At 61.8% G+C, this 14,498-nt stretch carries 14 protein-coding genes and 1 pseudogene; all 15 read left to right on the top strand.

Annotated features, from left to right (window positions below):
* Positions 1–191: pseudogene (locus ACTNDJ_RS03370) on the top strand (SIS domain-containing protein); the annotation flags it as partial.
* Between the two features lie 46 nt (positions 192–237).
* Positions 238–657 carry a PTS sugar transporter subunit IIA gene (locus tag ACTNDJ_RS03365; protein WP_441062943.1) on the top strand — a complete coding sequence of 140 codons (420 nt, stop codon included), beginning with the start codon at positions 238–240 and terminating at the stop codon, positions 655–657.
* A gap of 57 nt (positions 658–714) precedes the next feature.
* Positions 715–1,197, top strand: a complete 483-nt coding sequence (locus ACTNDJ_RS03360; protein WP_427719850.1) for a PTS sugar transporter subunit IIB — start codon at positions 715–717, stop codon at positions 1,195–1,197.
* Positions 1,198–1,257: 60 nt separating this feature from the next.
* The gene (locus tag ACTNDJ_RS03355) at positions 1,258–2,031 is read left to right on the top strand and encodes a PTS mannose/fructose/sorbose/N-acetylgalactosamine transporter subunit IIC (protein WP_441062944.1); all 774 of its coding nucleotides are present in this window, start codon (positions 1,258–1,260) and stop codon (positions 2,029–2,031) included.
* The gene (locus tag ACTNDJ_RS03350; protein ID WP_427794524.1) at positions 2,012–2,845 is read left to right on the top strand and encodes a PTS system mannose/fructose/sorbose family transporter subunit IID; all 834 of its coding nucleotides are present in this window, start codon (positions 2,012–2,014) and stop codon (positions 2,843–2,845) included. The genes ACTNDJ_RS03355 and ACTNDJ_RS03350 overlap by 20 nt, the downstream gene beginning before the upstream one ends.
* Before the next feature lie 88 nt (positions 2,846–2,933).
* Entirely contained in the window at positions 2,934–3,824 is an 891-nt protein-coding gene (locus ACTNDJ_RS03345; protein WP_441083319.1) for a DMT family transporter, read from the top strand.
* 225 nt (positions 3,825–4,049) lie between these two features.
* Positions 4,050–4,823 carry a PTS mannose/fructose/sorbose/N-acetylgalactosamine transporter subunit IIC gene (locus ACTNDJ_RS03340; protein WP_035137735.1) on the top strand — a complete coding sequence of 258 codons (774 nt, stop codon included), beginning with the start codon at positions 4,050–4,052 and terminating at the stop codon, positions 4,821–4,823.
* A complete protein-coding gene (locus tag ACTNDJ_RS03335) occupies positions 4,804–5,637 on the top strand; it encodes a PTS system mannose/fructose/sorbose family transporter subunit IID (protein WP_427794524.1) in 834 nt (277 codons plus the stop codon). The genes ACTNDJ_RS03340 and ACTNDJ_RS03335 overlap by 20 nt, the downstream gene beginning before the upstream one ends.
* 91 nt (positions 5,638–5,728) lie before the next feature.
* Positions 5,729–6,943, top strand: a complete 1,215-nt coding sequence (locus ACTNDJ_RS03330; RefSeq protein ID WP_441055343.1) for an MFS transporter — start codon at positions 5,729–5,731, stop codon at positions 6,941–6,943.
* Between the two features lie 170 nt (positions 6,944–7,113).
* Positions 7,114–8,175 carry an SIS domain-containing protein gene (locus ACTNDJ_RS03325; RefSeq protein WP_441062946.1) on the top strand — a complete coding sequence of 354 codons (1,062 nt, stop codon included), beginning with the start codon at positions 7,114–7,116 and terminating at the stop codon, positions 8,173–8,175.
* 73 nt (positions 8,176–8,248) lie between these two features.
* A complete protein-coding gene (locus ACTNDJ_RS03320; RefSeq protein ID WP_441062947.1) occupies positions 8,249–9,085 on the top strand; it encodes a sugar phosphate isomerase/epimerase family protein in 837 nt (278 codons plus the stop codon).
* A gap of 402 nt (positions 9,086–9,487) precedes the next feature.
* Positions 9,488–11,203 (top strand): ATP phosphoribosyltransferase, encoded by a 1,716-nt coding sequence (hisG, locus tag ACTNDJ_RS03315; RefSeq protein WP_441083318.1) that lies wholly within the window; start codon positions 9,488–9,490, stop codon positions 11,201–11,203.
* A gap of 105 nt (positions 11,204–11,308) precedes the next feature.
* Positions 11,309–12,745 (top strand): histidinol dehydrogenase, encoded by a 1,437-nt coding sequence (hisD, locus tag ACTNDJ_RS03310; RefSeq protein ID WP_441083317.1) that lies wholly within the window; start codon positions 11,309–11,311, stop codon positions 12,743–12,745.
* 1 nt (position 12,746) lies between these two features.
* Entirely contained in the window at positions 12,747–13,862 is a 1,116-nt protein-coding gene (gene hisC / locus ACTNDJ_RS03305) for a histidinol-phosphate transaminase (protein ID WP_441083316.1), read from the top strand.
* On the top strand, positions 13,863–14,450 hold the full coding sequence (hisB, locus tag ACTNDJ_RS03300) for an imidazoleglycerol-phosphate dehydratase HisB (protein WP_427795451.1): 588 nt from the start codon (positions 13,863–13,865) through the stop codon (positions 14,448–14,450).
* Positions 14,451–14,498: the final 48 nt, after the last annotated feature.

The raw sequence follows: 14,498 nt of genomic DNA, 5'->3' as shown, positions 1-14,498 counted from the left end.
CCGGCGACACCGACATCAACGTCATCGACACCGCCGAGTTCGCGATCCCCGGCCTTGACGACGAGTTCCGCGTCATCGTGTCCCCGTGGATTCTGACGGTGCTCGTTACCGACCGCCTGGCTCGCTACTACGAGACGGTCACCAAGCACAACCTCAAGTATCGTCGCTACTATCACCAGTTCGACTACTAAAGAAAACGGGTGCGGGAACGCGCCGGGCTATTGAGAGGAACACAGAATGAGACAGTACATCATCGCCAGCCATGCGCACTTCGCTACCGGCATCAAGGAGAGCATCGAGCTGCTCTCGGGCGCTCGCGACAACGTCCACGATCTTTCGATGTTCGTCGATGACCGCATGGACGTGGCCGAGGAGGCCCAAAAACTGCTGGCAGGCATGGCTGACGACGATGATGTCGTCGTGTGCACCGACCTCTTTGGCGGCAGCGTCAACAACGAGTTCACCAAGATCGTCCAGACGCGTCCCCGCACGTACCTCGTTACCAACATGAACCTTCCTCTGCTCATTCAGCTGCTGTTCTCTGACGAGTCGGCGCCGGTTGAAGAGACGATTCGCACCATCGTCGCTGCGGACGATACGCGCGTGAAGTTTGTCAACGATCTTTTGGTCGATGACGACGAGGAAGAAGAGTTCTAATCCGCAGCACCTACTGACACGCCGTAAGACGGCACAAGACCTTTGGGGGGTCACATTATGATTCAGCTACTTCGTGTCGACCATCGCCTGCTTCATGGCCAGGTCGCGGTCTCTTGGGTTCAGGGCCTCGGCTCCAACTGCATCTTCTGCGTGGGCGATAAGGTCGCTAACGACCCGGTGTGGAAGACGACGCTCAAGATGGGAAAGCCTGCCGGCTGCAAGCTCGTCATCAAGGATATGGCGAATGCCATCGAGGCCATTAACTCGGGTGTGACTGACAAATACAAGATGATTATCTGCGTCGCCACCATCGCTGAGGCAAAGCAGCTTGTTGAGGGCTGCCCGCAGATCAAGTCGGTCAACCTGGGCAACACCAAGCCCAAGGACGAGAAGCGCCCCGATGCTCGTCAGGTCTCTCGTCAGATCTTCCTGACTGCGGCCGAGGAAGCCGATGTGCGCGAGATGCTGAGCCGCGGCGTCGAGGTCGAGATTCGTCCTCTGGCCGACGACCCCAAGGTCGACTGCGCCAGCGTGCTCTAGGCGTTTAATTTCGAAGAGCCTGCGGGTTCTTCGTAGTGTCCTATTAGGAAAGGGGGATGTATGCTTGTCCAAGCAATCCTCATCGGACTTATCGCCGCGTTTGGTAAGTTCGACTACCAGCTCGGTACGCTCTATGCGTTCCGCCCCATCGTCCTGTGCCCGCTCGTGGGCCTGGTGCTGGGGGACCTGCAGTCCGGCCTCGCGATCGGTGCGAGCCTGGAGCTGCTGTTCATGGGCTCAATCTCCATCGGTGCCTACGTGCCGCCCGATGAGACGATCGGCGGCGTGCTCGCCTGTGCCTTCGCTATCCAGCTGGGCCAGAGCACCGAGGCAGCCATCGCGCTCGCTATGCCCATCGCCACGCTGTGCCTTGCCATCAAGAACATCCTCAACGCCGCCCTGCCGATTTTGGTTGACCGCGCCGATGTTTTCTCTGCCCAGGGCAACCTTAAGGGCGTCTATGCGATGCACTTCCTGATCGGTTCCACCGGTATCATCATGGCGTTCCTGTTGTGCTCGCTGTCGTTCTATCTGGGTGCTGACGCTATCCAGGGCGTGCTCGACTTTATCCCCGACTTTGTCCTTGCTGGCTTTGGCGTTGCCGCCAACATCCTGCCTGCCATGGGCTTCGCCATGCTCGGCCGCCTGGTGCTCACCAAGCAGCTCGTGCCCTTCTACTTCCTGGGCTTCCTGCTGTGCTCCTACGCCAACGTGCCCGTCCTGGGCGTCGCCCTGATCGCCATCATCATCGGCATCGACAAGTTCGACCTGCTCGGCCTGGGCGGAGCCCAGCCCCAGCTCTCCGCGGAAGGGGATGAGGACGATGACTTCTAGTCCCGAGAACAAGATCACGCGCTCCGACCTCATCAAGAGCGCCGTCAACACCGGCGCCCTGGGCATGGAGTTCTCCTGGACCTACTACAAGCAGATGAACATCGCCTTCTGCCTGATGGTCGCCAACATGCTCAAGAAGATCTACGCCGGCCGCCCCGACGACTACGCCGAGGCCCTGCACCGCCACTGCGCGTTCTTCAACATCACCGTCCAGTTCGCCCCGTTCGTCGGCGGCATCGCGATGGCCATGGAGGAGAAGGTCGCCCGCGGCGAGATCGAGCCCGAGAGCGTCAACGACGTCAAGGCCGCCCTCATGGGTCCGCTGTCCGGCATCGGCGACTCCATCTTCCTGTCGACGCTGCGCGTGGTCGCCGCCGCGGTGGGCATCAGCCTGTGCCAGGCCGGCAACCCCTTCGGCCCCATCGCCTTCCTGCTCATCTACAACGTCCCCGGCTTCGCGCTGCGCATCTGGGGCGCCGTCAAGGGCTACGAGCTGGGCGTGGGCTTCCTGGACGAGGCCCAGAGGACCGGCCTCATGCAGAAGATCATGACCTGCGTGGGAATCGTGGGCGTCATGGTCGTTGGCGCCATGTGCAAGGACATGTTCTGGGCCAGCATCCCGGTGGCCATCGGCTCGGGCGACGACGCCCAGACCCTCCAGGACATCTTGGACGGCATCATGCCCGGCATGCTCGGCATGATCGCCTTCTGGCTGTACTACTGGCTGCTGTCCAAGAAGATCAACCCCATGGTGCTGATCGTGGCCACCATGGCCGTGGGCATCGTCGGCGCGTTCTTCGGCGTGCTGGCGTAGGTTCCTACGTTCTATTCTGCCCCCAAGGGAAACGGCGACCCATTGCGGTCGCCGTTTTTTATTACCGAAAGCTAGCTGGAGGTGCTTCGTGATTCGATCTGACAATCCACCCGATAATGGCGTGAGCGGGGCGATGTATCTATTTGGCACGGCGCTCTTGTGGAGTTTTATCGGCATCCTCGTTCGCGCCAATTCGCAGTCAGCTCTTTTGATCGGTGCCGTTACGGCAATATTTATGGCGCTCTTTATCCTGCTCGTCGGCAGGCCTGTCCTCCGCGTCAGCCGTCTTATTGTCCTTGTGGCCGTCTGCAACTTCGTGACGGGCACTACGTTTAACTTTGCCAACCAGCTCACGACGGTCGGCAACGCGATCGTTCTGCAGTACACCTCGATGATTTTCGTTATCGTGTATCAATCGCTCGCAACTCGCACGTTGCCCTCGCCTGCGAAGATTGCCTCCGTGGTGGTTGCTTTTACGGGTATGGGACTTTTCTTTTTAGGTGATTTGAGTGCCGAGGGCATGCTCGGCAACCTGCTTGCCGTCATTTCGGGCGCCACCTTTGGGCTGTGTTTCTTTTTAAACTCTCGCCCCGATGCGTTGCCCATGGTGTCCTCGCTCATCTCCTGCGGCATCTCGATACTTCCGATCGTCTATTTTGCCGACGACCTAGGCTCCGTGAAACCCTTTGAGTGGGGGCTTATGCTGGTGCATGGCCTTTTTTGCAGCGGCCTTGCGAGTGTGCTGTATGCCAAGGGGATTGCGCGCACCAACGCGTTTGCGGCCAACTTGGTTTGCATGAGTGAGGTCGTGCTCGCTCCCTGCTGGTCGGCGCTCCTCTTTGGCGAGGTCTTTCGCTGGAACGAGCTTTTGGGCGCAGCGATTATCGTTTTGGTGATTGTGGCCAACTTGGCATCCGATGCCTTTGGCGATGGCTTTCTGGTGACGCTTGTCCTCCATCGAAACAAAGAGCGCGCCTGACGGGATACGTCTGCCGTTTACGGTAAAAAACTCTCCGTTGAGCGAGTGGTATTAAATAGTAAGAACCTGCATACCTATAATTGGTATCAAATCATTTGTGCCTGGCATGGGTGTTAGCAGCACACCAGGTACGCTTCGAGCCGTGGAATCGAACTCCCGGAATTGATATCAACAACGCGCGCGACGGGAGTGACGACGGTTCGAGATTCCTTATTGGGAGGAATTATGCTTGTCCAAGCAATACTCGTCGGCTTAGTCGGAGCGTTTGGATGCCTCGACTACCAGCTCGGTACCCTCTACGCGTTCCGCCCCATCGTCCTGTGCCCGCTCGTGGGCCTGGTGCTGGGGGACCTGCAGACTGGCCTTGCCGTTGGCGCCAGCCTGGAGTTGCTGTTCATGGGCTCCATCTCCATCGGCGCCTACGTGCCGCCTAACGAAACCGTCGGCGGCGTGCTCGCCTGCGCGTTTGCCATTCAGCTCGGTCAGGGTACCGAGACGGCCATCGCGCTCGCCATGCCCATCGCCGTCCTTGCACTGACGATCGGCAACATTACCAATGCCTTGTTCCCTGTGTTTGTCGATATGGCAGACAAGTTCGCCCTCAAGGGAAACCTCAAAGGCATCTACGCTGTTCATTGGGGAATTGGAATCTGGGGCTGCGTCGAGTACTTCCTGCTGTGCGGCGGCGCCTTCTATTTGGGTTCCGACGCCATCCAGGGCCTGCTCGACTTCATCCCGCCCTTCATCATCGACGGTTGCGGCGTTGCCGCCAACATCCTGCCTGCCATGGGCTTCGCCATGCTCGGCCGCCTGGTGCTCACCAAGCAGCTCGTGCCCTTCTACTTCCTGGGCTTCCTGCTGTGCTCCTACGCCAACGTGCCCGTCCTGGGCGTCGCCCTGATCGCCATCATCATCGGCATCGACAAGTTCGACCTGCTCGGCCTGGGCGGAGCCCAGCCCCAGCTCTCCGCGGAAGGGGATGAGGACGATGACTTCTAGTCCCGAGAACAAGATCACGCGCTCCGACCTCATCAAGAGCGCCGTCAACACCGGCGCCCTGGGCATGGAGTTCTCCTGGACCTACTACAAGCAGATGAACATCGCCTTCTGCCTGATGGTCGCCAACATGCTCAAGAAGATCTACGCCGGCCGCCCCGACGACTACGCCGAGGCCCTGCACCGCCACTGCGCGTTCTTCAACATCACCGTCCAGTTCGCCCCGTTCGTCGGCGGCATCGCGATGGCCATGGAGGAGAAGGTCGCCCGCGGCGAGATCGAGCCCGAGAGCGTCAACGACGTCAAGGCCGCCCTCATGGGTCCGCTGTCCGGCATCGGCGACTCCATCTTCCTGTCGACGCTGCGCGTGGTCGCCGCCGCGGTGGGCATCAGCCTGTGCCAGGCCGGCAACCCCTTCGGCCCCATCGCCTTCCTGCTCATCTACAACGTCCCCGGCTTCGCGCTGCGCATCTGGGGCGCCGTCAAGGGCTACGAGCTGGGCGTGGGCTTCCTGGACGAGGCCCAGAGGACCGGCCTCATGCAGAAGATCATGACCTGCGTGGGAATCGTGGGCGTCATGGTCGTTGGCGCCATGTGCAAGGACATGTTCTGGGCCAGCATCCCGGTGGCCATCGGCTCGGGCGACGACGCCCAGACCCTCCAGGACATCTTGGACGGCATCATGCCCGGCATGCTCGGCATGATCGCCTTCTGGCTGTACTACTGGCTGCTGTCCAAGAAGATCAACCCCATGGTGCTGATCGTGGCCACCATGGCCGTGGGCATCGTCGGCGCGTTCTTCGGCGTGCTGGCGTAAGGGCCCGGCTGCATAGACTGTCATTGCAAACTGGTAAGGGGATGGAGCGGGCCTATGCCCTCCATCCCCTTTTTGTATAGAAGGAGTTCGTATGTTCGCGAGGGATCGCGAAGCAATGCGCCTGACGCCGGCAGAGGTCAGGCTGATTCTTATTGAGTCCCTGCAATGGTGCGCCAACAACGCGGTGTACTTTTTAGGGCTTATCGGCGCGGCGACGTATGATTTGGCTGGCACGGCCTTTTTGGTTGCTGCCATTACGCTCGTACGCAATCTTATGACGTCGGCGGGCAATATGGTGTCGGGCTCGGTCATCGACCGCTTTGGACCGCGCCGGACGTCGTTTGTGACGTGCATGATTACGGCGGTGCTATCGCTTGGCGTGGGGTTGGCGCCGTTGTCTGTCCACGGGCTTGTGTTTGCCGCGTGCGTCTTGGGGCTTGCGGGCGGCTTTATCAACACCTGTACGCATGCGTTTCCGGGATACCTGGAGTCGACCACCGAGGGCCGTACCCGCGTGAACGGTCTCATGGTGTTCTACAGCAATATCGCCTATACCGCTGGCCCGCTGCTCGGTGGTGCCATCGTGAGCTGTTTTGCCACGCAATCGGTCTATCTGCTCATGGCGGGCATGATGGGTGTGGCGGCCGTGCTCTCCTTGGGCTGTCACGAGTGTGTTGCTCCCGCAAAAGGGGAGAAGCCGAAGGGCGGCATTCTGGGCGGCATGGCCGAGGGCGCGCGACTTACGTTTCGCGACCACGACCTGCGCCTTATCTTTATCTCGGGCTTTCTGGGCTTCTTTGCGTTTGGCGCGTTCGATTCGCTGGAGTCGTTGTTCTATCGCGATGTGCTCAACGTGGATATCGTCTGGCTGGGCTGGCTGTCCTCGGTCGTGGGCCTCACTTCCTCGGTGGGCGCGTTCATCCTGACCAAGCTTTCTGCCCGCCATGTCAACCTGCGATTGCTGCTCGGCGCGCTCATGGCCGTGGGCATTGGGTCCATGGTGTACGTGGGCACCGATATGCTGGGGGTCGCGATTATCGGTCAGGCGATTAACGGTCTGGCCTGGGGATTCCTGGAACCGCTGCAGATGATCTTGATTCAGGAGCGCGCTGACATCAAATACCTGGGGCGCATTACCGGCTTTGTGCGTTTTGGCCTGATGAGCGCCGGCGTGCTGCCGCTGCTGGCGGCTCCGTTTTTGGCGGAGGCTTTGGGTGTCCAGACGGTACTGTTTGGGGCATCGACCATTATTGCGCTGGTAGGAACGCTGTTCTTTGTCACACAAGGGAGGCGCCAGAGGCGTTAGCTATACATTCAATTCTAATTTAATACCACTCACCAGAGAATTTCGACCGTTCACCGATGATTGGAACAGATTGATAAGTGGTATTAAAAACACGTTAGGTGTATGTCTATAATTGGTATCGAAAATAAACGCGATGTATAGAGTTGCGTGCAGGACAGAAAGGAAAAGCCATGAAGGAAACCGAGAAGATCGAGATCATGCATTTCGACCAGGAGGGCTACCTCGAGGACGGCAAGGCGCTCTACGAGACCGGCAAGAAGATGACCGCGCTCGCCGACAAGGTCGCCGACGAGGGCTACGACGCCGTGTTCCTGATGGGCGTCGGCGGCACCTGGGACGAGCTCATGCAGCTCGAGTACCTCATGAACAAGTTCGGCGACCGCGACCTCGAGGTCTACCTGATCCACGCCGCCGAGTGGAACGTCTCCGGCCACAAGCGCATGACCGAGAAGTCCGTCGTGCTCACCGCCTCCGAGTCCGGAACCACCCCCGAGGTCCTCGAGGCCGTCAAGAAGATGAAGGGCATGGGCGTGCGCGTCTACGCCATGACCAAGCCCGAGGGCCCCATCGGCCAGGCTGTGGGTGCCGAGAACTGCGTCAAGATGGCTTCCGATCATGGTAACGGCGGCTGCGAGATGGGCTACTACCTCGCCGACTGCTTCGGCCTGCGCCTGCTCAACCGCCGCGGCTGCTTCCCCAAGTTCGACCTGTTTATCGAGCAGACCAAGGACATCTGGAAGGACATGCTCGATATCCGCAAGCGCTTCGAGCCGCGCGCCGAGGAGCTCGCCAAGAAGTACGCCCTGGCCCCCTACACCATGTTCATCGGCTCCGGCGCCCTGTGGGGCGAGACCATCCTCTTCTCGATGTGCATCCTCGAGGAGATGCAGTGGAAGCGCACCCGCTACATCACCTCGGCCGACTTCTTCCACGGCACCCTCGAGCTCGTGGAGCCCGGCGTCCCGGTCTTCCTGTTCATGGGCGAGGACGAGAACCGCAAGCTCGACGAGCGCGTCCGCGCCTTCCTGACCCGCGGCGTGACCGGCGACACCGACATCAACGTCATCGACACCGCCGAGTTCGCGATCCCCGGCCTTGACGACGAGTTCCGCGTCATCGTGTCCCCGTGGATCCTCTCCTCGCTGATCACCGATCGCCTTGCCGCTTACTACGAGACGGTCACCAAGCACAACCTCAACTACCGTCGCTACTATCACCAGTTCGACTACTAAGAGCAAATAACGTTTGTGTAATTGGGCCTCGCTCCTATATGGAACGGGGCCTCGCTTGGGTTGGAGAGTAATTATGAGCTATCCCCAGCTTGCCGCCATGAATATCAGCCATCGTTATTTTGACCTTGAGGAGTTCTTTTCTTCGGCAGCGGCCTCGGGCTACACGTGTTGCGAGCTTTGGACCGGGGCGATGCATCTGTATGTCGATTGCCATGGATACGATTCGCTCGAGCAGGTGCGGGAGCTATCACAGCGGTATGGGGTTCGGATTGTGGGGCTTTGTCCCGAACAGAACAACCCCAAGCCGTGGAATATCGCGGCGCGCGGGAATGAGGCGCGCGCCCGCACGCTCGCGTACTTTAAGAACGTTGTGGATATCGCGACGGAACTTGGAGCCGAGCAGGTCATGGTCTCGAGCGGCTGGGCATTTTTGAACGAGCCGATCGAGGACGCGTGGGGTCGCAGCGCCTCGATGCTGCGTGCGATTGGCGAGCATGCGGGAGAGCGCGGCGTGCGACTGGTGCTCGAGGCCCTACAGCCGGTTGAGTCGATGATCGTGAACTCGGCGGCCGACACGAAGCGCATGATCGAGGCAGTTGATCATCCGGCACTTAAGGCGTGTCTGGATTTGGGCGCTATGGCGGTGGCAGGGGATACCATCGACGATTATTTCGATCTGCTTGGCGATGATGTCGCCCACGTGCATTTTGTCGATGTTGCGGCAGACGGCACGACGCATCTTGCCTGGGGTGACGGCGACCGCGATATGCGCGCCGACCTGGATAGGCTGGTGGCGCGCGGCTATCGCGGAGTTGTTTCGGCCGAGACCTATGACTGGCGCTATTTTGCCGACCCCGCAGCTGCCGATGCGCAGGTAATGGCAGAGTATCGTCGTGCGATTGGCGCCTAAGTGGGACAGGGCGCCGAGCTGGCGTTTGGCGAATTTTAGTTTGGCGCTCTCTGAGAAATGGGACAGACTTTCCGCTTGAAGCCCAACCGGAAAGCCTGTCCCGGAATGAGCCTCCAGAATGGGATGTACTTTCCGTATGCGGTCCTATCCGGAAAGTACATCCCATTCCAAGCCCAAATTCCGGGACGCACTTTCCGCTGAAGACCTCAACCGGAAACCGCATCCCAGTTTTTGGCTGGCGGGCGGGATGTGCCTCCTCCATTGTTTCCAAATGAATACGCTGTGAGCCGAGGGGGACGGTTCTCCCCGCAAACACTCTAGTATGCTAAAGTACCCAGAAGACCGGCGGAGCTATGCCGGTCTTCTGTTCTATATGAAGTACAACATGAGGAGGCTCACCAGATGACGGCCACACCGTGGGGATTCCGGGACATATTGCCCGAGGAGGCTCAGGCGCGCGAGGAGATTGCGCTGACGGTGAAGGGCTGCTTTAGGGAGCATCATTATTTTCCGGTCGAGACGCCGCTGCTCGCGGATAAGGGTTCGCTCGAGGAGGGCGGCCGTATCGCGGACACGCCGTTCAAGCTTTTTGACGACGATGGCCGCCTGCTGGTGGTTCGCCCCGACAACACGCTGCCCATCGTGCGCCTGGTCTCGACCCGTATGCGCGCGGCCGACCTGCCGCTTCGCCTGCGCTACGAGGCGCCGGTGGTCCGCGAGTGCCAGCGCAATGCCGGCGGCTCGCGTCAGTTTACCCAGCTGGGCTTTGAGCTCATCGGCGCGGGCGATACCGCGGGCGATGTCGAGATTGTCTCGTTGGTCGCCGAGGCCGTGCGTAAGCTCGCACTGCCCGATGCGCGCATTATCGCAGGTAGCGTGCGTCCGTTTAAGGAGCTGCTCGCGGCGTGCGAGGATCGCGAGCTGGCCGCCGAGGCCCTGCGCTGCGTGCACGCCAACGACTTTGTGGGCCTCGATGCCCGCGTGGCGGCAAGCGCCGAGTCCGATGCCGTCAAGGCCGCCATTAGCGAGCTGCCGCGCCTGCATGGCGGCGCCGAGGTGCTCGACCGCGTGGATGCGTTGCTGGCGGCGGCCGGTATCGTCGCGCCGCTCACACGCGAGCTGCGAGCCCTGGTTGAGGGCCTGGCTCCCGAGGACGCCCAGGTGCTGTCGTTCGATTTCTCCATTATGAACTCTTTCGATTACTACACGGGTCTGGTCTTTAAGGCCTATGCCGGCGGCTTGCCCGATCCGGTGGGCTCGGGCGGTCGCTACGACTCCATCTTTACCGGAGCGTTCGGCAACGGCATCGAGGTGCCGGCGGCGGGTTTCGCCTTTTCGCTCGAGCGCCTGGAGGCCGCGCGCACCTCGGCAGAGGACGCTGCTTCCGACGGCGATCACGCCGCGGGCCGTGGCGCCGAGGGTCCGCTGCGCATTGCCGTGCCCAAGGGTTCGCTTAAGGCAGACACGCTCGACGTGCTCGAGGCCGCGGGCCTGGACGTCTCTGAGTTGCGTGACCCCGGCCGTCACCTCATCGTGCGCGGCCGTGACACACACGTCGGTGAGGGCACGGTCGGCGATATCGAGTTTGTTATCGTGCGACCCAGCGATGCGCCCGCCTTTGTGGGCTGCGGCGGCGCCGATTGCGGCATCTGCGGCTGGGATTCGCTCATCGAGGCCGACCTCAACCTGCTGCAGCTGGTCGACCTGGGCTATGGCCTGTGCACCTTTATCGAGGCGGAGCCCGCGTGGCGCGCCGGCCAGGCCGAGCGCAACTATGCCCGACGCGGTTCGCTTCGCGTGGCAACCAAGTACCCGCGCATCGCGAGTGCCTGGTATGCCGAGCGCGGTGTGAACGCCGATATCGTTTCGCTGCACGGCAACATCGAGCTGGGACCCATCGTCGGCATGACCGATCGCATCGTGGATATTACCGCTACGGGTGCCACGCTGCGCGATAACGACCTGGTTATTACTGGTCTCATTATGGACTGCACGGCGCGCTTTTTTGTCAACCCGGGTGCCGCTCGCTTAGATCCGCGCGTACGCAATCTGGCAGATCGCTTGGCGGCGGCCGTTAAGGACAAACATTTTGAGCCCGTTGCGGGCTCGGCACAATAGCGCGAGCACGCACGGGCGCCCCAACGTCTGGGCTGCGGGCCGATGGGCGCCGCCGCCCGGCCTCTCGTTTTTCGAACACAACCTCGACCGATAGGGGATACCGATATGAAGACTATCAAGCTTGCTCCCGGTGAGCGTCTCGTTACCAACCAGCTCAACCGTAAGGACGTGCTGCCGCAAAACATCGTCGACGCCGCCCGCGATATCGTGGCCAACGTGCGCGCCAACGGCGATGCCGCGGTGCGCGACTATTGCATGCGCTTTGACGGTGTTGAGCTGCAGAGCTTCCGTCTGCCGCAAGAGCAGATCGATGCCGCGCTCGAAGGCCTCGACCCGGCCTTTGTCGCGGCGCTCGAGAAGGCTGCGCGCCAGATTCGCGAGTTCCACCAGCGCGAGGTCGAGCAGAGCTGGTTTACCACGCGTGCAGATGGCACCATGCTCGGCGTTAAGGTGACCCCGCTTGCGGCGGCCGGCATCTACGTGCCGGGCGGTCGCGCGCAGTATCCCTCCACGGTGCTCATGAATGCCATTCCCGCCAAGGTCGCCGGCGTCGAGCGCGTGGTCATGGTGACCCCGCCGCAAAAAGATGGCCTGATCAGTCCCTACACGCTCGCGGCGGCAAAGCTCGGCGGCGTGGACGAAATCTATATGGTGGGCGGCGCTCAGGCCGTGGCCGCGCTGGCATACGGTACCGAGACCATTCCGCGCGTCGACAAAATCACCGGTCCGGGCAACGCCTTTGTTGCCGCGGCCAAGCAGATTGTCTCGGGCGACGTGGGCATCGACATGGTCGCCGGCCCCTCCGAGGTCTGCGTGCTGGCCGATGCCACGGCCAAGCCCATGGTGGTCGCGGCCGACCTGATGGCCCAGGCCGAGCACGATCCGCTAGCAGCCTGCTATCTGGTGACCTGCGACGAGCAGTTTGCGCGCGAGGTCGAGGCAGGTATCGACATTTTGGTGGGACAGTCCCCGCGTGCCGAGATCACGCGCGCCTCGCTCGACAACGAGGGCACCATCGTGGTGGCCGCCGATATGGCTGCAGCCGTCGAGGCGGTGAACACCGTGGCGCCCGAGCACCTGGAGCTGCACTGCAAGGATGCGATGGGCCTGCTCGGCGGCATTCGCAACGCCGGCGCCATCTTTGTGGGCGCTTGGAGCTCCGAGCCGCTTGGCGATTATGTTGCCGGCCCCAACCACACGCTGCCGACCGGCGGCACGGCCATGTTCTCCAACCCGCTTTCGGTCGAAGAATTCGTCAAGCGCTCGAGTGTCATTTGCTATACGCCCGAGGGCCTGCTCTCCGACGCTCCCGCCACACAACGTCTAGCCGAGGCCGAGGGCCTGTGGGCGCACGCGCTTTCCGCCGCGCTGCGTCGCCGTGTGCTGGAGCAGGGCGAGGGTGCCGTGAGTGCTGAGTCTCTGGCCGCGGCCGACCTGACCAAGGTCGCCTGGCCGGGCGACGCCGTGGCCACGGTCGCCGAGGGTGTGGACCTAGCGGCTGCAAGTGCGGATGGCGCTGGCGCGACCGGCGAGGAGGCCTAAAATGGCCGAACTCACGCCCCGCATGAAGGAGCTCGTCCAGCCCTACTTGGCTGGCATTGAGCCCTACGATCCCAACTTTACGCCCGCGCGCATCAACCTTTCGGCCAACGAGAACACCTATCCCGTGCCGGCTGGCGTGCGCGAGGCGGTCGACGCCGCCCTGGCTGCCACGCCGCTCAACCGCTACCCCGATCCCATGTCCTGTGACCTGCGCGACGAGCTTGCCGCTTGGCATGGCGTGGCGCGCGAGAATATCTGCGTGGGCAACGGCGGCGACGAGCTGCTCTATAACTACCTGCTGGCGTTTGGCGGCGCGGGGCGGACCCTGCTCAACTGTCCGCCGTGTTTTAGCGAGTATGCGTTCTTTGCGTCGCTCTGTCAGACCGAGGTGCGCGACGTGTGGCGCGACCCGGCGACCTTTGAGCTCAACCAGACTGCCGTGCTCGCGGTGGCGCCCGAGTGCAACCTGGCCATAGTGACCTCGCCCAATAACCCCACGGGTGACGTGGCACCGCTCGACTTTGTCGCGGCCCTGTGCGATGCGTGCCCCGGCGTGGTGATGGTCGACGAGGCCTACGTGGAGTTTGCCGATGATTCGTTTGGCGCGGCCACCACAGCGCAGGGACTTATCGCCGAGCATCCCAACCTGGTGATCCTGCATACGCTGTCCAAGGCGTTTGGCGCCGCCGGCACGCGTCTGGGCTATGTGATTGCGGCGCCCGAGGTCATCGACGTGTTCGCGGCGATTCGCCAGATCTATTCGGTCAACGTGCTGAGCCAGGCGGCGGCGCTTGCCTGCGTGCGCGCCCGCGATGCGTATGCGCCCGTGGTGGCACAGGTCGCATCCGAGCGCGAGCGCGAACTGTGTGCCCTGCGCGCAATGGCTGCCGGGGGTCTGCCCGTGGAGGCATGGCCGAGTGCGGCGAACTTTGTGCTCGTGCGCACGCCGCATGCTACGCGCGTGCGTGAGCGCCTGCGCGACGAGTATTCGATTTTAGTGCGCGACTTTAGCTACGCGCCGGGGCTTGCGGACTGTCTGCGCATTACCGTGGGCACCCCGCAGGAAAACGATGAGGTGCTGGCTGCGTTTGCCGCGCTGGTGAAGGAGGAGATGTAGATGAGCCGTTATGCCGAGGTGACCCGCAAGACGGGGGAGACCGACATTGTTGTCAAACTCGACCTGGACGGATGCGGCGTGTGCGATATCTCGACCGGCGTGCCGTTTTTCGACCACATGCTCAACGCCTTTGGCCGCCATGGCCTGTTTGATTTAACGGTGCATGCAGTAGGCGACGTGGAGGTCGACGCGCACCATACCGTCGAGGACACGGGCATTGTGCTGGGTGAGGCGTTTTGCCAAGCGCTGGGCGACAAGGCGGGTATTACGCGCTTTGCAGACGCGGCGATTGCCATGGACGAGACGCTCGTGATGGCCGCCGTGGACATTTCGGGTCGCGGCCAGGCCTACTGCGAGCTGCCCGTGCCGACCGAACGTGTGGGCAGCTTCGATACCGAGCTGGCCGTCGAGTTCTTCTATGCCTTTGCGCGCGATGCCAAGCTCACGCTGCACGTGCGCGAGCTCGCAGGCGGCAACTCGCATCACATTATCGAGGCCGCCTTTAAGGCCGTGGGCCGCACGATGCGCCACGCCTGCGAGCTCGATCCCCGCGTGCAGGGCATCCCCAGCACCAAGGGCTCGCTGTAGCCTGCCAAAAAGGGACAGGTTTATTTTGGCAGGTTTTATCTGCGGAAA

Origin of the sequence: Collinsella sp. HCP3S3_D1 (genome assembly GCF_052064015.1) — a bacterium.
Lineage (GTDB): Bacteria > Actinomycetota > Coriobacteriia > Coriobacteriales > Coriobacteriaceae > Collinsella.
The sequence above is the reverse complement of the archived record's forward strand: the minus strand, read 5'-3'. Positions and strand labels throughout refer to the sequence as shown.